Source organism: Pseudomonas sp. TWI929, from assembly GCF_039673335.1.
Lineage (GTDB): Bacteria > Pseudomonadota > Gammaproteobacteria > Pseudomonadales > Pseudomonadaceae > Aquipseudomonas.
In genome coordinates, this window is record NZ_JBDJLK010000108.1 from 1 (window position 1) to 16,128 (window position 16,128).

Annotated in this window: 15 protein-coding genes and 1 pseudogene; 3 read left to right on the top strand and 13 right to left on the bottom strand. The window is 60.6% G+C overall.

All coding sequences use genetic code 11. From position 1 onward, the window contains the following. Positions 1-143: 143 nt before the first annotated feature. Positions 144-914: a TerC family protein gene (locus ABE456_RS25930; RefSeq protein ID WP_346646470.1), complete on the bottom strand. Its 771-nt coding sequence runs from the start codon at positions 912-914 to the stop codon at positions 144-146. Between the two features lie 72 nt (positions 915-986). Next, positions 987-2,294 (bottom strand): CitMHS family transporter, encoded by a 1,308-nt coding sequence (locus ABE456_RS25935; RefSeq protein WP_346646471.1) that lies wholly within the window; start codon positions 2,292-2,294, stop codon positions 987-989. A gap of 267 nt (positions 2,295-2,561) precedes the next feature. On the opposite strand from ABE456_RS25935, the gene ABE456_RS25940 reads away from it, so the two are divergent. After that, complete coding sequence (locus ABE456_RS25940; RefSeq protein ID WP_346646472.1) at positions 2,562-2,963, top strand: GFA family protein; 402 nt, start codon at positions 2,562-2,564, stop codon at positions 2,961-2,963. A gap of 108 nt (positions 2,964-3,071) precedes the next feature. Here ABE456_RS25940 and ABE456_RS25945 read toward each other — a convergent pair whose 3' ends face one another. The 10 genes from ABE456_RS25945 to ABE456_RS25990 form a co-directional block, all read right to left on the bottom strand. Next, positions 3,072-5,027 (bottom strand): DUF4105 domain-containing protein, encoded by a 1,956-nt coding sequence (locus tag ABE456_RS25945; RefSeq protein ID WP_346646473.1) that lies wholly within the window; start codon positions 5,025-5,027, stop codon positions 3,072-3,074. After that, complete coding sequence (locus ABE456_RS25950) at positions 5,024-5,344, bottom strand: DUF2388 domain-containing protein (RefSeq protein WP_225779918.1); 321 nt, start codon at positions 5,342-5,344, stop codon at positions 5,024-5,026. The genes ABE456_RS25945 and ABE456_RS25950 overlap by 4 nt, the downstream gene beginning before the upstream one ends. A gap of 36 nt (positions 5,345-5,380) precedes the next feature. Further along, positions 5,381-5,674, bottom strand: coding sequence for a DUF2388 domain-containing protein (locus ABE456_RS25955; protein ID WP_346646474.1), 294 nt, complete (start codon positions 5,672-5,674; stop codon positions 5,381-5,383). 89 nt (positions 5,675-5,763) lie between these two features. Next, the gene (locus ABE456_RS25960) at positions 5,764-6,081 is read right to left on the bottom strand and encodes a DUF2388 domain-containing protein (RefSeq protein WP_346646475.1); all 318 of its coding nucleotides are present in this window, start codon (positions 6,079-6,081) and stop codon (positions 5,764-5,766) included. A gap of 309 nt (positions 6,082-6,390) precedes the next feature. Then, positions 6,391-6,606, bottom strand: coding sequence for a DUF1127 domain-containing protein (locus tag ABE456_RS25965; protein ID WP_016497446.1), 216 nt, complete (start codon positions 6,604-6,606; stop codon positions 6,391-6,393). 420 nt (positions 6,607-7,026) lie between these two features. Continuing rightward, positions 7,027-8,520, bottom strand: coding sequence for an acetyl-CoA hydrolase/transferase family protein (locus ABE456_RS25970; RefSeq protein WP_346646476.1), 1,494 nt, complete (start codon positions 8,518-8,520; stop codon positions 7,027-7,029). A 186-nt stretch (positions 8,521-8,706) separates the two neighbouring features. After that, complete coding sequence (locus ABE456_RS25975; protein WP_346646477.1) at positions 8,707-10,143, bottom strand: NAD(P)(+) transhydrogenase (Re/Si-specific) subunit beta; 1,437 nt, start codon at positions 10,141-10,143, stop codon at positions 8,707-8,709. A gap of 2 nt (positions 10,144-10,145) precedes the next feature. Further along, on the bottom strand, positions 10,146-10,460 hold the full coding sequence (locus ABE456_RS25980; protein WP_003256966.1) for an NAD(P) transhydrogenase subunit alpha: 315 nt from the start codon (positions 10,458-10,460) through the stop codon (positions 10,146-10,148). An 11-nt stretch (positions 10,461-10,471) separates the two neighbouring features. Further along, a complete protein-coding gene (locus ABE456_RS25985) occupies positions 10,472-11,593 on the bottom strand; it encodes a Re/Si-specific NAD(P)(+) transhydrogenase subunit alpha (protein ID WP_346646478.1) in 1,122 nt (373 codons plus the stop codon). A 436-nt stretch (positions 11,594-12,029) separates the two neighbouring features. Then, on the bottom strand, positions 12,030-12,929 hold the full coding sequence (locus ABE456_RS25990) for a LysR family transcriptional regulator (RefSeq protein ID WP_346646479.1): 900 nt from the start codon (positions 12,927-12,929) through the stop codon (positions 12,030-12,032). A gap of 161 nt (positions 12,930-13,090) precedes the next feature. Between ABE456_RS25990 and ABE456_RS25995 the strand changes: the two genes are divergently transcribed. Together ABE456_RS25995 and ABE456_RS26000 are read left to right on the top strand one after the other, a co-directional pair. Further along, positions 13,091-14,272 carry an acyl-CoA dehydrogenase gene (locus ABE456_RS25995; protein ID WP_346646480.1) on the top strand — a complete coding sequence of 394 codons (1,182 nt, stop codon included), beginning with the start codon at positions 13,091-13,093 and terminating at the stop codon, positions 14,270-14,272. 14 nt (positions 14,273-14,286) lie between these two features. After that, positions 14,287-15,507 (top strand): CaiB/BaiF CoA-transferase family protein, encoded by a 1,221-nt coding sequence (locus ABE456_RS26000; RefSeq protein WP_346646481.1) that lies wholly within the window; start codon positions 14,287-14,289, stop codon positions 15,505-15,507. Positions 15,508-15,831: 324 nt separating this feature from the next. Here ABE456_RS26000 and ABE456_RS26005 read toward each other — a convergent pair. After that, positions 15,832-16,128, bottom strand: a pseudogene (locus ABE456_RS26005) (hypothetical protein); the annotation flags it as partial.

The following is a 16,128-nucleotide window of genomic DNA, read 5'->3' on the forward strand; positions in this document are numbered from 1 at the left end:
AAAATGATGCAGTTGATGGGCTGAAGAGCCTTTTTTTAGCACAAAAACAAACGCCCCGAACAAGTCGGGGCGTTTGGTCTAGGGCCTATCAGTGTGTTTTCACACAGTCTGCGAAGGGCCCTTTTGTCCTGCATTTCCCGATCTTATTGACCCGGAATGTCCTTGCGCAGTTTCACCGGCTCATGCTCTTTGCCTTCCTTGCGGGCCAAGGCAGTACGCATGCGGATGTTGATCGCTTCCACCGCCAGCGAGAAGGCCATGGCGAAGTAGACGTAGCCTTTCGGTACATGCACATCGAAAGCTTCGGCGATCAGCACGGTACCGACTACGATCAGGAACGACAGCGCAAGCATCTTCAGCGATGGGTGCTTGTCGATGAACTCGCTGATGGCGCCAGCGCACAGCATCATCACCAGCACGGCAACAACGATGGCGGCGATCATCACCGGTACGTGGGAAACCATGCCCACTGCGGTAATCACCGAGTCCAGCGAGAACACGATGTCGATGATGGCGATCTGGATGATGGTGTAGAAGAACTTGCCACCCGCGCCTTTTGGCTCGTCCGGGTTCTCGTCCTCACCTTCCAGCCCGTGGTAGATCTCTTGCGAGCTTTTCCACAGCAGGAACAGGCCACCGAAGAACAGGATCAGGTCGCGCCCGGAGATGCCTTGGCCGAACACCACGAACAGGTCAGCGGTAAGGCGCATGACCCAGGTGATCGACAGCAGCAGCATGATACGGGTGACCATGGCCAGGGCCAGGCCGAAGATCCGGGTACGTGGCTGCATGTGCTTGGGCATGCGGCTGACCAGGATCGAGATCATGATGATGTTGTCGATCCCGAGGACTATCTCAAGCGCGGTAAGGGTAAAAAAGGCAACCCAGATTTCCGGGCTGGTCAGCCATTCCATGTTTTTTCCTTCGAACGGTAAAGGCGACGCGCCCCAACTTGGGGCGCGTCGCGGTAGGGTAATACGTGTTTGTTAAAGACTACTGAACAGCGGGAAAATGCCCATCAGCAGCGCGGCGAACATTATGCACAGGCACACCAGTACTGCCCACTTGAGCGTGAAGCGCTGATGGTCGCCGAATTCGATGCCGGCCAGGGCCACCAGCAGATAAGTGGAAGGTACCAAGGGGCTGAGCAGGTGTACCGGTTGCCCGACGATCGACGCACGGGCCATTTCCACTGGGCTGATGCCGTAGTGGCTGGCGGCTTCGGCCAGCACTGGCAGCACGCCGTAGTAGAACGCATCGTTGGACATGAAGAAGGTGAACGGCATGCTCACGATTGCAGTAATCACCGCCAGGTAAGGGCCCAGCGCTTCGGGGATGACCGCCAGCAGGCTCTTGGACATGGCGTCGACCATGCCGGTGCCCGACAGGATGCCGGTGAAAATACCGGCGGCGAAGATCAGCCCGGTCACCGCCAGCACGCTGCCGGCGTGAGCGGCGATGCGGTCCTTCTGCTGCTGCAGGCAGGGGTAGTTGATGATCATGGCGATGCTGAAGGCGATCATGAACAGCACCGGCAATGGCAGCACACCAACAATCAGCGCGACCATCAGGGCGGCGGTCAGGGCGCCGTTGAAGTACAGCAGCTTGGGTCGGCGTGCGTCCGGGTACTGCGAAACGGTGATTTCGCTGTGGTCGATGTCGTCGGTAGGCAGGTGCAACTCGCCCAGGCGGGCACGCTCGCGCTTGCCGTACATATAGGCAATGGCCAGGATCGCCAGCACACCGAACAGCATGGCCGGGATCATCGGCACGAAGATATCCGACGGGTCCACGTGCAGGGCGCTGGCGGCGCGGGCAGTCGGGCCACCCCAGGGGGTCATGTTCATCACCCCGCCGGCGAGGATGATCAGGCCGGCCATGATCCGCGGGCTCATGCCCAGGCGGCTATACATTGGCAGCATGGCGGCGCAGCAGATCATGTAGGTGGTGGCGCCGTCACCATCGAGCGAGACCACCAGGGCGAGTACGGCGGTACCCACCGAGACTTTCAGCGGGTCGCCCTTGACCAGCTTGAGGATCTTACGCACGGCCGGGTCGAACAGGCCAGAGTCGATCATCAGGGCGAAGTACAGAATGGCGAACATCAGCATCACGCCGGTAGGCGCGAGCTTGCTGATGCCCTCGAGCATCATGGGGCCGATCTTGGCGGAAAAACCACCGAACATGGCAAACAGGATCGGTACCAGGATCAGCGCGATCAAGGCCGACAGGCGCTTGGTCATGATCAGGTACATGAAGGTGATGACCATGGCAAAGCCGAGGAAGGTCAGCATGGCAATACTCCAGGCGTGGCGCTACGAAAGGAAAGTCGATTCGGGCGGATCAGCGCGTTTGGCGCTGCGCAGGGAGCATGCGGAGGGGGACTGCAGAAAGGCGGGCACAGGAATACATCAGAATCACCATTGTTGTTGTTGATTGGGCCGGGCGCGGTATTTACCGGGTGCCCTGGCTGACCGGTCTTGTGCCGGTAGTGGGGGCTATCCTATGAGGGCAAGCTTTCAGCCAGCTTTCGCTGAAGTAAAGGCGACGAGAGGTAGGTGATGCTGGATGTAACCGAAGGTGGCTGCCATTGCGGCGCCTTGCGTTATCGATTGGAGGGCGACCTGACGGACATTGCCCACTGCCATTGTTCGATCTGTCGGCGGGTCAGCGGCGGGCTGGTGGTGACCTGGCTCACCCTGCCCCGCTCTGGCTTCCAGTGGCTGGCGGGTGAGCCGAGTTGCTATGTGGCACCGGCCAGTTGCAGCCGCTATTTCTGTGGGCATTGCGGGGCGCATGTGGCGCTGGTGACCACGCACAGCCCGGAAACGGTCGATGTGACGGTGGCGACGCTGGACCACCCGGAGCGGGTGCGGGCCAACCGGCATATCTGGGTGGGTAGCCGGTTGCCTTGGCTGCACCTGGATGAGGATTTGCCCTCGGAGATAGAGGAAAGGCTGTAGGCCTTGTGCTGCCTGCACCGCCCCCTTTGCGGGTAAACCCGCTCCTACAACGCTTGTGGAGCTCCTGTGGGAGCGGGTTTACCCGCGAAGAGGCCGGCCCAGCAAACATCACAACTGCAGGCCACCCGCAGCCTTGTGCAGTGCCCGCAAATGTTCACCGATCTGTTTCACATTATCCTCAACCGCGGCAATTTCCTTGGCCCGCGACGGCTCCAGCAGTGCCCTCACCTCTTTGTCCAGGTTCGTGCTCAAACGCAACAACTTTGCCTGCCGCTCGCTACTCTCCTGCTCCAGGTGCTTGCGCTCCTCCGGCTGCGGTAGCCCGTAGCCCTTGGCATCGAGCAACTCTGCCGGGCGGCTGAGGAAACCACTATTGGCGAGCATCTGCTTGAGGGTGGCATCGGCCTTGTTGATGCTGCCGTCTTTAAGCGCTGCGGCATTCAGGTAGCGCTGCTTGACCTCGTCCTGGGCCAGCAGCAGTTGCCGGCGCAAGCTGGCCTGTTCGAGCAGTAGCAAGGCCGCGCTGGTGCGCAGGTCGGCCTTGGCGAACCAGGGGCGGCGTTGTTCGGCATCCAGGGCCAGCCAATCTTCTACCTGGGCCTGCTTGATTGGCAGTTGCTTGCGCAGCACGTCGAACATGGCCTGATAGCGGTCGCGGTAGGAGTCGAAACGGTAGCCCAGGCGCAGCGCCTCGCGCGGGTTGTCGAGCACGCTGGTGTCGGCCAGCCCCCTGCCCTTGAGCACCGCCAGCAAGCCGTTGGGCATGATGCTGTCGAGATCATTCAGGCGCGGGTTGGCGGTGCCGCTGCGCAACAACTTCAACGATTCCACTGCACAGTTGTTGGACAGGAACCAGTAGTTGCCGTCGTAACTCCAGTGCATCTCGGCAGCCTGGCGCACCAGGTTCTCGATCTCATCGCGGTTAAGCTTCAGGGGCACCGAGGCCAGGCTGCGCAATTCGGTCTTGGTGTATTCGTCGATAACCTGGCCCAGCGGCAGCACGAACAAGCGCGAGGGATAGGCGCCGACCAAGCCATCCCAGCTGGACAGCTGTACGTCGTTGACGAAGGCGCGGTACGACAGCACCAGGCTCTGGTCGAGGTCCAGGCGGCAGTCCGGCCCGAGAGGCCGGCCAGGTTTGCAGATCACCAGGCGCAGCATGCTGTGGCCCCAGCGGCTGGCCAGGTTCTGGTTGGCTTCGGCCAGCAGGTAATCCACCTCATAGACCCGTTCGGGGTCGATCTCACCCAGCGGTTGGCGGCCGAAGTCGCTGCCGGCATTCAGGAACGGCAGGCCCTTGGCGCAGGTGTCCTGTTGTGGCGCCCAGCCAAAGTGATCACGCAGGTACTGATTGAGTGCCGGTCGACGGCACGCGTAGCTCGGGTCGAGGAGGAAGTACTCCATGTTGACCGCGATGTACTCCTTGGGGCTGCTCAGTTCGTAGCTGTCGGGGCTGCGGACGAACTGGCCGTTTTGCTGTTCGCGTTCGCCGCGCCGGCCTACGTATTGCTGCCAGCCGGCCAAGTCGAGCAGGCGTGGGTCGTCACTGAGGGTAAAGCGGCGCTCGGCCTGGCCACGGCACTCCTCGGGCAAGCCGACCTTGCCCAAGGTGCCCTGGCGGCGCTTGCAGCGGGCGATTAGCGCACTTTCGGCACTGGGCCACAGCCGGGCGCGGTCGTAGATGTGGGTGAGTTCGTGCAGGACGGTGGCCAGCAGCTCTTCGCGCACGGTGCCATGGGGGCGGTTGGTACGCTCGGTGGCGGCACTGCCATCAGCCAAACTGGGCAGCAGGCGGCGGTTGAGCTCCAGGGTCGATACCAGAGATGCCTGACCATAGGCATCGGCAGGCATGTTGTTGCTCCAGCTGACGGTGACACGCCTGTCCAGCTGTTGCTTGAAACGTGGAGGCAGCTTGCCAAGCGCCTCGTCGAGCAGGGCCTGGGTGGCTTGGGCCTGTTGAGAGTCGAGGCTGGACGCCTGCAGCTCCAGCTGCAGGTCGGCCAGGGCGGGCGTGCCCAGCAGCGTCAGGGCGCAGCCGAACAGCCAGGCACGCACACGGTTCACAGCGCGAGGATGGCTTCGGCCAGTACCTGGTCGCTGGCATCGCGCGCTTCAGGTACGCGCTCGCGCAGGGTGTTGAAAGCGGCTTCGAGTTGCGCGCCACGGATATCGCCATTGCTGGCAACGAAGCTGGCGGCGTCGTCATGGGCTTCGCGCACGACCTTGGAATCGCGGATCGAGGTGGTGGTGTCAGAGGTGAAGTCAATCGAACGGCCAAAGGCACGCACGATGATGTTGCTGGTGGCCACCAAGGTCTGTGCCTGGGCCAGGTCGGCCAGCAGCAACATGCCGAGGGTAGCGGCAATCAGCGGTTTACGCATGGAGCATCTCCGAAAAATACAGGGAGTCAGGTGTAGTTATTGGACGAGAATTGCTTCTGCCAGTTCAAGGTCGCCGACGGAGTGCCGGGCGCAGTTGTGACGCAGCGAGTCGAGTGCCGCTTCCAGGCGCGCACCGCGGATCAGGCCATCGCTGGCGACGAATGCGGCGGCATCGTCGCGGGCCTGCCTGACCAGTTTGCGATCGAAGGGCGCGGTGGTGACTTGGCTGGTGGCATAGCCCGTGATGACCAGGCCTTGCGTGGTGGTATCCATGGCATGGGCGCTGGCCATGCCAGCGGCGGTGAACAGCAACGGCAACAGATAGCGCATGAATTTTCTTGAAGGCTGGAAAATGGACGGCAAAGGCTACCCCAGGTGCGAGGGCCGAAGCCAACACACCTGTTTTGCATTAGCGTGGATCAGAGCGCCAGGATGGCCTGTGCCAACTGTGCGTCGCTGGCTTGCAGGGCCGGCATGTTCGAACGGATGTGCACGAAGGCGCTTTCCAGTCGGGCACCGCGGATAGCGCCTTGAGTGCCGACGAAGCTGGCAGCGTCATCGCGAGCAGCCTGCACGATCTTGTCGTCGCGGAACGACGAGGTCAGGTCGGAAGTGGCGTCGGTGGAGGCGGCAAAGGCGCGTACTACCGTATCGGTGGTGACAACGAAACTGGTGGCGTTGGCGGTGCCGGCCAGGCCGAGCAGCAGGGCTGCGCCAATCAGGTGTTTACGGGACATGATCGTGGACTCCTGGGTAGGGTCAGGTTGGTTCTGCTTTATCGGACGCTTGCACGGCTCGTCGCGGTACGTTTTCAACAACTGGTTCTACCAGACTGTTTAGCAAAGCGTATCACGCAGTGCTGTATCTGGATGTTAATGAGTGCTGTATCAAGTAACTGTTATGGTGTGTTTTTGGATTTGTTGAAATTGTACTGCTGTGGGCTCAACCGCTCTGGAACACGCCTTTCGGGCAACAAAAAACCCGCTGCAGTCACCTGCAACGGGTTTGGGAATTCGCGGTGCCGGCCGAAGCCGGCAAGCCGGAGCTTAGCGCCAGAAAGGCTTGCTCAGCTCTTCGTAACGCTGCGACTCGCTGATACCGGCGTCAGCCAGCAGGCGGCCGTCCAGGCGAGCCAGTTGACGGCGGCTGGCCATGCGGCGCTGCCACAGCAGCAGGGTGGACAGAGCACGCAGCGGCAGCGAAGCGTTGGATTGCTGGGCGTTGCTTTCAAAAACCAGACCGGAACTGAGGGTACGTTCCATGATGTTTCATCCTTCCGCTTATGGCGGGATTAGGTAGTGATTTAACTGATGCCAATGATCCTCCTCTGCCGTCCATAACAGTAGATACAGTTCAGTTGAAAGACGATGGCTCAGTTAACTGTGTAACCCTACTGTTGCACTCGAAATAGGCGTAACTGTACTGGTCTGCACTTGAATGGTGCGTTTTGGCTTTGAGGAAGGGATTTGTGAAGCGGGGATGTGTGAAATTACCAGTACAGTAGTACAGTTTATTCTGGCTGTTGGCCGCAAGGTGTTCTCAGAGAAGGATTTGACTGTTATGGCCCGCTCCCACAGGTAAAGCACTCCCTTTGAGGGTTGCACATCGCCTGTGGGAGCGGGCAAGCCCGCGAAGAGGCCGGAACAGCGGAAGCAGGGCCGCTGTTCCATGCCACATCTGGATCAGCTAGCCAGCATGCGCCCGGTTTCTTCCAGGTTTTCGTGCCAGCTCAGCGCTTCACGCAGGATGTGTGGGGTGTGGCCGCCACGCTGGCAGGCGCGATCGAAGTAGTCGTTCAGCGCAGCGCGGTAGTCTGGGTGCACACAGTTGTCGATGATCGCCCGCGCCCGCTCGCGCGGTGCCAGGCCACGCAGGTCGGCCAGGCCTTGCTCGGTGACCAGGATGTCCACGTCGTGCTCGGTATGGTCGACATGGCTGACCATTGGCACCACGCTGGAAATCGCCCCACCTTTGGCAATCGACTTGGTGACGAACACTGCCAGGTGGGCGTTACGGGCGAAGTCACCCGAGCCACCAATGCCGTTCATCATCTTGGTGCCGCAAACGTGGGTGGAGTTGACGTTGCCGTAGATATCGAACTCCAGTGCGGTGTTGATACCGATGATGCCTAAGCGACGCACCACTTCCGGGTGGTTGGAAATTTCTTGCGGGCGCAGCACCAGCTTGTCTTTGTAACGCTCCAGGTTGCCGAACACGTCGGCGTTGCGGCGGGTCGACAGGGTAATCGAGCTGCCCGAGGCGAAGCTCAGCTTGCCGGCGTCGATGAGGTCGAAGGTGGAGTCCTGAAGTACTTCGGAGTACATGGTCAGGTCTTCGAACGGCGACTCGATCAGGCCGCACATCACCGCGTTGGCGATGCTGCCGATGCCAGCCTGCAGCGGGCCGAGTTTGTTGGTCATGCGCCCAGCTTCAACTTCCTGCTTGAGGAAGTTGATCAGGTGGTCGGCGATGCCCTGGGTTTCGTCATCCGGCGGCAGTACGGTGGACGGCGAGTCCGGCTGGTCGCTGATGACGATGCCGACGATCTTGGCTGGGTCGATCGGGATGGCGGTGCTGCCGATACGGTCGTCGACCTTGACCAGCGGGATAGGCGTGCGGGTCGGGCGGTAAGTCGGGATATAGATGTCGTGCAGGCCTTCGAGGTTGGCGTTGTGCGACAGGTTGATCTCGACAATCACTTGCTTGGCGAAGATCGCGAAGCTGGCCGAGTTGCCCACCGAAGTGGTCGGCACGATGTGGCCTTGCTCGGTGATGGCAACCGCTTCGATGACGGCGATGTCTGGCAGCTTCAGCTGCTGGTTGCGCAGTTGCTCGACGGTTTCCGACAGGTGCTGGTCAATGAACATCACCTGGCCGTCGTTGATGGCCTTGCGCAGGGTGCTGTCGACCTGGAACGGCATGCGGCGAGCCAGCACGCCGGCCTCGGTCAGTTGCTTGTCCAGGTCGTTGCCCAGGCTGGCGCCAGTCATCAGGCTGATTTTCAGTGGCGACTGCTTGGCACGTTCGGCCAGTGCATGTGGTACGGCCTTGGCTTCGCCGGCGCGGGTGAAGCCGCTCATGCCGACGGTCATGCCGTCCTCGATCAGACCAGCGGCATCAGCCGCACTCATTACCTTGCTGTGCAGGGAGGACAAGCGGATACGATCACGGTACATGGATTGTTATCTCGGGCTACTGAAACTACTGCAGCGCAGTCTAGAGATTTCGCCCATTGCCGTCCCACGACCATGGTCGTATGAGAAGCCCTGAAGTAGAGCCGTTGATCCGGATCAATAAAAGAAAAGCCCCGGCAGATTCTGACCGGGGCTTCCTTTATATCAGCTGGTTTGCAACGGCAGGTTTCACTCCACCGCCTTGACCATGTCTTCGATTACCTTCTTGGCGTCGCCGAACACCATCATGGTCTTGTCCAGGTAGAACAGTTCGTTGTCCAGGCCGGCATAGCCGCTGGCCATGGAGCGTTTGTTGACGATGATGGTCTTGGCCTTGAACGCTTCGAGGATCGGCATGCCGGCGATAGGCGACTTGGGATCGTTCTTCGCCGCCGGGTTGACCACGTCGTTGGCGCCCAGCACCAGTACCACGTCGGCCTGGCCGAACTCGGCGTTGATGTCTTCCATCTCGAACACCTGGTCGTAAGGCACTTCGGCCTCGGCCAGCAGCACGTTCATGTGCCCAGGCATACGCCCCGCAACCGGGTGGATCGCATACCTCACGGTCACGCCGTTGTGGGTCAGCTTCTCGGTCAGCTCCTTCAGCGCATGCTGGGCGCGGGCTACCGCCAGGCCGTAGCCCGGGACGATGATCACGCTGTCGGCATTGCTCAGCAGGAAGGTTGCATCGTCGGCCGAGCCCGACTTCACCGGGCGTTGCTCTTGCGAGCCTTGCGCTGCGCCGGCATCGGTATCGCCACCAAAGCCGCCGAGGATAACGTTGAAGAACGAACGGTTCATCGCCTTGCACATGATGTACGAGAGGATGGCACCGGACGAACCTACCAGCGAGCCTGCGATGATCAGCATCGAGTTGTTCAGCGAGAAGCCGATACCGGCCGCTGCCCAGCCCGAGTAGCTGTTGAGCATCGACACCACCACCGGCATGTCGGCGCCGCCGATCGGAATAATGATCAGCACGCCCATGATGAAGGCCAGAACCAGCATCAGGGTGAAGGCACTGTAATGGCCGGTGAAGGTGAACAGCAGGCCCAGGGCGATGGTGGTCAGGCCGAGGATCAGGTTCAGCTTGTGCTGGCCGGCGAACTGTACCGGTGCGCCCTGGAACAGGCGGAACTTGTACTTGCCCGACAGCTTGCCGAAGGCGATTACCGAACCGGAGAAGGTAATGGCACCGATGGCTGCGCCAAGGAACAGCTCCAGGCGGTTGCCGGTGGGGATCGGGTCGCTGATGGCGGCAACGATGCCCATCGACTGTGGCTCAAGTACAGCGGCGATGGCGATGAATACCGCGGCCAGGCCGATCATGCTGTGCATGAAGGCGACCAGCTCGGGCATCTTGGTCATCTCGACGCGCTTGGCCATGATCGAGCCGGCGGTACCGCCGACCAACAGGCCGACGATGACGTAGCCGATGCCGGCAGTCGCCAGCTCAGCTCCGAGCTTGTAGATGAGGCCAACCGTGGTGAGGATGGCCAGGCCCATGCCGATCATGCCGAACAGGTTGCCGCGCCGCGAGGTAGTCGGGTGCGACAGGCCCTTGAGCGCCTGGATGAAGCACACCGAGGCGACGAGGTAGAGGAGCGTTACCAGATTCATGCTCATGCTTACTTCTGCGCCTCGTTCTTGGTTTTCTTCTTGAACATCTCAAGCATGCGGCGGGTGACCAGGAAGCCACCGAACACATTGACTGCGGCCAGGGCCACGGCGAGGGTGCCCATCAGCTTGCCGGCCGGGGTCACGGTCAGCGCGGCAGCCAGCATGGCACCGACGATGACGATGGCGGAGATGGCGTTGGTTACGGCCATCAGCGGCGTGTGCAGCGCCGGGGTAACGTTCCACACCACGTGGTAGCCCACATAGATGGCCAGCACGAAGATGATCAGGTTGTAGATGCCATGGGAAATCAGCATGTCTTCCATTGTCGTGCTCCTTAGCCGTTCTTGCGGACGACCTGACCATCACGGCACATCAGGCAGGCCGCGACGATGTCGTCTTCGAGGTTGATGACCAGCGCGCCGTCCTTGTCGAACAGCAGCTTCATGAAGTCCAGCAGGTTGCGTGCATACAGCGCCGAGGCATCGGCACCCACCTGGGCCGGCAGGTTGGTAGGGCCGACGATGATCACACCGTTCTCCTGCACCACCTGGTCGGCCACGGTCAGTGGGCAGTTGCCGCCCTGGGCTGCTGCAAGGTCGATAACCACCGAGCCAGGCTTCATCTGTGCGACGGTTCCGGCGCTGAGCAGGGTCGGCGCCTTGCGCCCGGGAATCAGCGCGGTGGTGATGACGATATCCGCCTGCTTGGCACGCTCATGCACGGCCTGGGCCTGGCGTTGCATCCAGCTGGCCGGCATTGGGCGGGCATAGCCGCCGACGCCTTCGGCGCACTCGCGTTCCTCATCGGTCTCGTAGGGCACGTCGATGAACTTGGCGCCCAGCGACTCGATCTGCTCCTTCACGGCCGGGCGAACGTCGGATGCCTCGATTACCGCACCCAGGCGCTTGGCCGTGGCGATGGCCTGCAGGCCGGCAACGCCCGCCCCCAGGATCAGCACCCGCGCGGCCTTTACCGTGCCGGCCGCGGTCATCAGCATGGGCATGAAGCGTGGGTAGTGGTGGGCAGCGAGCAACACGGCCTTGTAACCGGCGATGTTGGCCTGCGACGACAGCACGTCCAGGCTCTGGGCCCTTGATGTGCGAGGCGCGGCTTCCAGGGCAAAGGCGGTAATGCCGCGCTCGGCCATCTTGCCAATCAGCTCGCTGTTGAAGGGGTTGAGCATGCCCACCAGGAGGCTGCCACTGTTGATCAGGGCCAGTTCCTGGTCGTTGGGAGCGACCACTTTGAGGACCAATTGGGCGCCGTAGGCATCGGCTGCGCTCCCCAGGGAAGCACCCACGGCCTCATAGGCACTGTCCGGAATGCTGGCGTTGAGCCCTGCCCCCCGTTGGACGGTGACCTGATGGCCCTGGCCAATCAGTTTCTTGATGGTTTCCGGGGTCGCAGCGACCCTTGTCTCACCGGTCTGCGTCTCGAGAGGAACACCAATGTGCACGACTATTTCTCCTGCGGTGACCTTTTGTCTTTGTAAAAGCCAGCACACTTCGGATGGTGCGCTGGGGCGGCTGTGGAGCGCCAACCCGCCGAATCCAGGGCGGGCGAAGCATTTTGCAGACGAACCCAGGGGCCTTCAACCGGTTCTGGAGCGAAACGAAGTCAAAACTACAAGTCACCCTGTGACCGCTTGTCGCAGCAGTAAGGTTGCAGCCCGTCAAACATAGGCTATTGGCAGATTAGGAGAAAAAATGAAAATATTTGCGGTCAATTCGCTTACGGCTTGGTGAATGTCGCAAAATAGCCCGCAAAGCCGCGTGTTAAGCAGGGTTAAAGGGTATTTTTGTGCTTGTGCAACAGTTTTCTTAGATGCGACAAATACATATATCTGTAGGTGTTCAAAATAATTGACTACGGAGTCAATTTGTCGCACTCGCTCACGCTTTTGCCGTGTACGCCTGTGCTTGGCTCACCAGCCAGTCGCGGAAGGCACGCAGCGAAGCGGACTCCACCTTACGCTCCGGAATCATCAGATAGTAGGCCTTGTCACTGCTCAGGGCATGCCTGTTAGCGACCACCAGCCTACCCTCCTGCAACTCGCGCTGAATCAGGAATGGCGGTATCAGGGCGATGCCCATTTCGTGCATGGCCGCCTGGGCGAGCATCGAGAATAGTTCATAGCGCGGGCCTGTCATGTCGCGCTCCACATTCAAGCCCGCGCTGCCAAACCATTGCCGCCAGGCATAAGGGCGTGTGCTCTGTTGCAGCAGTGGCAGTTGTGCGATGTCGTGAGCCTCAAGCATGCCCTGCCCGTCCAGCAGCGCCGGGCTGCATACCGGCACCGGGTTTTCCCCCATCAGCCGGTGCGACTGGGTTCCGGACCAGTCGGCATCACCGAAATAGATAGCGGCATCGAAGGTGGTGTCGGCAAACAGGAATGGCCGGGTACGGTTGGTGAGGTTGACCGTGACTTCCGGGTGGCGTTGCTGGAAGTCCTTGAGCCGCGGTAGCAGCCATTGGGTGCCGAAAGTCGGCACCACCGCCAGCTCGATCACATTGGCGCCCTGCTGGCGCATCACCGACAAGGTATCGCGTTCTACGGCGTCCAGTTGGGCGGCCACCTGGCGGCTATAGGACAGGCCGGCCTCGGTCAGCTTCACGCCGCGACGCGAACGGCGGAACAGCTCCACATTAAGGAAAGCCTCCAGGCCACCGATCTGCCGACAAACGGCACCCTGAGTCAGGGCGAGTTCCTGGGCAGCCTTGGTAAAGCTCTCGTTGCGCGCCGCCGCCTCGAAGCAAACCAGGGCGGCGGTACTAGGGATCTTGCGGCGCATGTACGTCAACCTCACTTGTAAGGCTGTCAATATGGCGTTTTGCCGATTTACGAAGTGACAAATTATCACTAATTGGTGCGCAATCCTCGTTTGTAGTGACGGCCGATCAGGCCTAGGCTCAAAGGCACAAGAAACTGCCCCCTATTTCGAGGATTTCGCTCATGGCCGGTAAAGCAAGCTTCAACTGGATCGACCCGCTGCTGCTGGATCAGCAGCTCACTGAAGAAGAGCGCATGGTGCGTGACAGCGCTTATCAGTTCGCCCAGGACAAGCTGGCCCCGCGTGTGCTCGAGGCCTTCCGCCACGAGCAGACCGACCCGGCGATCTTCCGTGAGATGGGTAACGTCGGCCTGCTGGGTGCAACGATCCCCGAGCAGTACGGTGGCAGCGGCCTGAACTACGTGTGCTACGGCCTGATCGCTCGCGAGGTGGAGCGTATCGACTCGGGTTACCGCTCGATGATGAGCGTGCAGTCGTCCCTGGTGATGGTGCCGATCAACGAATTTGGCACTGAGGCACAAAAGCAGAAGTATCTGCCCAAGCTGGCCAGTGGTGAGTGGATCGGTTGCTTCGGCCTCACCGAGCCCAACCACGGCTCCGACCCGGGCTCGATGATCACCCGGGCCAAAAAGGTCGACGGCGGTTATCGCCTGAGCGGCAGCAAGATGTGGATCACCAACAGCCCGATTGCTGATGTGTTCGTGGTCTGGGCCAAGGATGATGCGGGTGATATCCGTGGCTTCGTCCTGGAGAAAGGCTGGCAGGGCCTCAGTGCCCCGGCGATCCATGGCAAGGTTGGCCTGCGTGCCTCGATCACCGGCGAAATCGTCATGGACAATGTGTTCGTGCCAGAAGAAAACATCTTCCCGGACGTGCGTGGCCTCAAAGGCCCGTTCACCTGCCTTAACTCGGCCCGCTATGGCATCTCCTGGGGTGCGCTGGGCGCCGCCGAAGCCTGCTGGCACACCGCGCGCCAATACACCCTGGACCGCCAGCAGTTCGGCCGCCCATTGGCCGCCAACCAGCTTATTCAGAAAAAACTGGCCGACATGCAGACCGAAATCACCCTGGCGCTGCAGGGCTGCCTGCGCCTGGGGCGCATGAAGGACGAAGGCACGGCTGCGGTGGAAATCACCTCGATCATGAAGCGCAACTCGTGCGGCAAGGCGCTGGATATCGCCCGCATGGCGCGTGACATGCTGGGCGGCAACGGCATCTCCGACGAGTTCGGCGTGGCGCGTCACCTGGTCAACCTGGAGGTGGTCAACACCTATGAAGGTACCCATGACGTGCATGCACTGATCCTGGGGCGTGCGCAGACCGGTATCCAGGCCTTCTATTAATAAGGAGCCAGCCCATGGGCGCGCTATCACATCTGCGGGTGCTGGACCTTTCGCGCGTGCTGGCCGGCCCATGGTCTGGCCAGATTCTCGCTGACCTTGGCGCTGACGTGATCAAGGTCGAGCGCCCTGGCAATGGTGACGATACCCGCTCATGGGGGCCGCCCTTCCTCAAGGATGCCGAGGGCGAGAACACCAGCGAGGCGGCCTACTACCTGTCGGCCAACCGCAACAAGCGCTCGGTGACCATCGACTTCACCCAGCCTGAGGGGCAGCGCCTGGTGCGTGAACTGGCGGCGAAGTGCGATATCGTCATCGAGAACTTCAAGGTGGGTGGGTTGGCTGCCTATGGCCTGGACTACCAGAGCCTGAAGGTGGTCAACCCGCGGCTTATCTATTGCTCCATCACCGGCTTTGGCCAGACCGGGCCATATGCCAAGCGCGCCGGTTATGACTTCATGATTCAGGGGCTGGGTGGGCTGATGAGCCTGACCGGTCGCCCGGAGGGTGAGGAAGGTGCTGGGCCGGTCAAGGTGGGTGTGGCGCTTACCGACATTCTTACCGGGCTGTATTCTACGGTGGCCATGCTCGCCGCCCTCGCCCACCGGGATCAGACTGGGGTTGGCCAGCACATCGATATGGCGTTGCTCGATGTGCAGGTGGCCTGCCTGGCGAACCAGGCAATGAATTACCTGACCACGGGGGCCGCGCCTCGTCGGCTGGGTAATGCGCATCCCAATATTGTGCCTTACCAGGATTTCCCGACGGCGGATGGCGACTTCATCCTTACCGTGGGCAACGACAGCCAGTTCCGTAAGTTCGCAGAGGTGGCTGGGCAGCCGCAATGGGCGGACGACCCGCGCTTTGCTACTAATAAGCTGCGTGTGGCCAATCGGGCCGAGCTGATTCCATTGATCCGCCAGGCTACAGTGTTCAAGACCACTGCACAGTGGGTGAGCCAGCTGGAGGCTGCGGGGGTGCCGTGTGGGCCTATCAATGACCTGGCGCAGATGTTCCAGGACCCCCAGGTACTGGCGCGTGGGCTGGCGGTGAATATTCCGCATCCGTTAGCGGGCAGCGTGCCGCAGATGGCGAGCCCGATACGGTTGTCGGAGACGCCAGTGGAGTATCGTCGGGCGCCGCCGCTGCTGGGTGAGCATACCGAGGTAGTGCTGGGAGAGGTGTTGGGGCTGGCTGCCGGTGAGGTGCAGCGCTTGCGCGGAGCTGGTGTGCTCTAGCGGTGGTGGGTTTTATTGGAAAGCGGGGCGGCCGTCAGGCCGCCCCGCTTTTGCTTTTGGGTATTTGGCTGGGTTGTGGTGTGCACCTGGTAGCCCTGAAGCGGCCCTTTCCCCTTATATTTCAATTTCTTGAAATTAAAGGTTGACGCCCTCTCGAATCCCCTTATAATGCGCCCCACTTCCGACGTAGTCGAAGCGCAAAACTTCTTGTAAATCAATTAGTTGAGCGATTCAGGTAGTATCGGAAGTGCTTCGATCGTTTGATCGGCAGCGGTTGAAATGGTGGTTGACAGCGGTTTTAAACGCTGTATTATTCGCCTCCCGCTACGAGAGATCGCAGCGAGTCAAGTGTTTGAAGCTAAACGAGTTTCTCGCAAAAAACTTCAAAATAAACGCTTGACAGGCTCTGAGGAAAGCGTAGAATGCGCGCCTCGGTTGAGACGAAAAGCTCTTAACCAAACGCTCTTTAACAAATTGAATCAAGCAATTCGTGTGGGTGCTTGTGAGTATGGACTGATAGTCAAAAAGATTATCAGCATCACAAGTGGCCATGCGAGAAATCACATAGTCATTTGAGATTGCTGAGCCAAGTTTAGGGTTTCTTAAAAACCCAAGCAGTAT

What these genes read in the sequence shown, in the direction of transcription:
- ABE456_RS25930 (WP_346646470.1), bottom strand. Translation starts at nt 914, where the DNA reads ATGGAATGGCTGACCAGCCCGGAAATCTGGGTTGCCTTTTTTACCCTT.
- ABE456_RS25935 (WP_346646471.1), bottom strand. Translation starts at nt 2,294, where the DNA reads ATGCTGACCTTCCTCGGCTTTGCCATGGTCATCACCTTCATGTACCTG.
- ABE456_RS25940 (WP_346646472.1), top strand. Translation starts at nt 2,562, where the DNA reads ATGCTGGATGTAACCGAAGGTGGCTGCCATTGCGGCGCCTTGCGTTAT.
- ABE456_RS25950 (WP_225779918.1), bottom strand. Translation starts at nt 5,344, where the DNA reads ATGCGTAAACCGCTGATTGCCGCTACCCTCGGCATGTTGCTGCTGGCC.
- ABE456_RS25955 (WP_346646474.1), bottom strand. Translation starts at nt 5,674, where the DNA reads ATGCGCTATCTGTTGCCGTTGCTGTTCACCGCCGCTGGCATGGCCAGC.
- ABE456_RS25960 (WP_346646475.1), bottom strand. Translation starts at nt 6,081, where the DNA reads ATGTCCCGTAAACACCTGATTGGCGCAGCCCTGCTGCTCGGCCTGGCC.
- ABE456_RS25965 (WP_016497446.1), bottom strand. Translation starts at nt 6,606, where the DNA reads ATGGAACGTACCCTCAGTTCCGGTCTGGTTTTTGAAAGCAACGCCCAG.
- ABE456_RS25970 (WP_346646476.1), bottom strand. Translation starts at nt 8,520, where the DNA reads ATGTACCGTGATCGTATCCGCTTGTCCTCCCTGCACAGCAAGGTAATG.
- ABE456_RS25975 (WP_346646477.1), bottom strand. Translation starts at nt 10,143, where the DNA reads ATGAGCATGAATCTGGTAACGCTCCTCTACCTCGTCGCCTCGGTGTGC.
- ABE456_RS25980 (WP_003256966.1), bottom strand. Translation starts at nt 10,460, where the DNA reads ATGGAAGACATGCTGATTTCCCATGGCATCTACAACCTGATCATCTTC.
- ABE456_RS25990 (WP_346646479.1), bottom strand. Translation starts at nt 12,929, where the DNA reads ATGCGCCGCAAGATCCCTAGTACCGCCGCCCTGGTTTGCTTCGAGGCG.
- ABE456_RS25995 (WP_346646480.1), top strand. Translation starts at nt 13,091, where the DNA reads ATGGCCGGTAAAGCAAGCTTCAACTGGATCGACCCGCTGCTGCTGGAT.
- ABE456_RS26000 (WP_346646481.1), top strand. Translation starts at nt 14,287, where the DNA reads ATGGGCGCGCTATCACATCTGCGGGTGCTGGACCTTTCGCGCGTGCTG.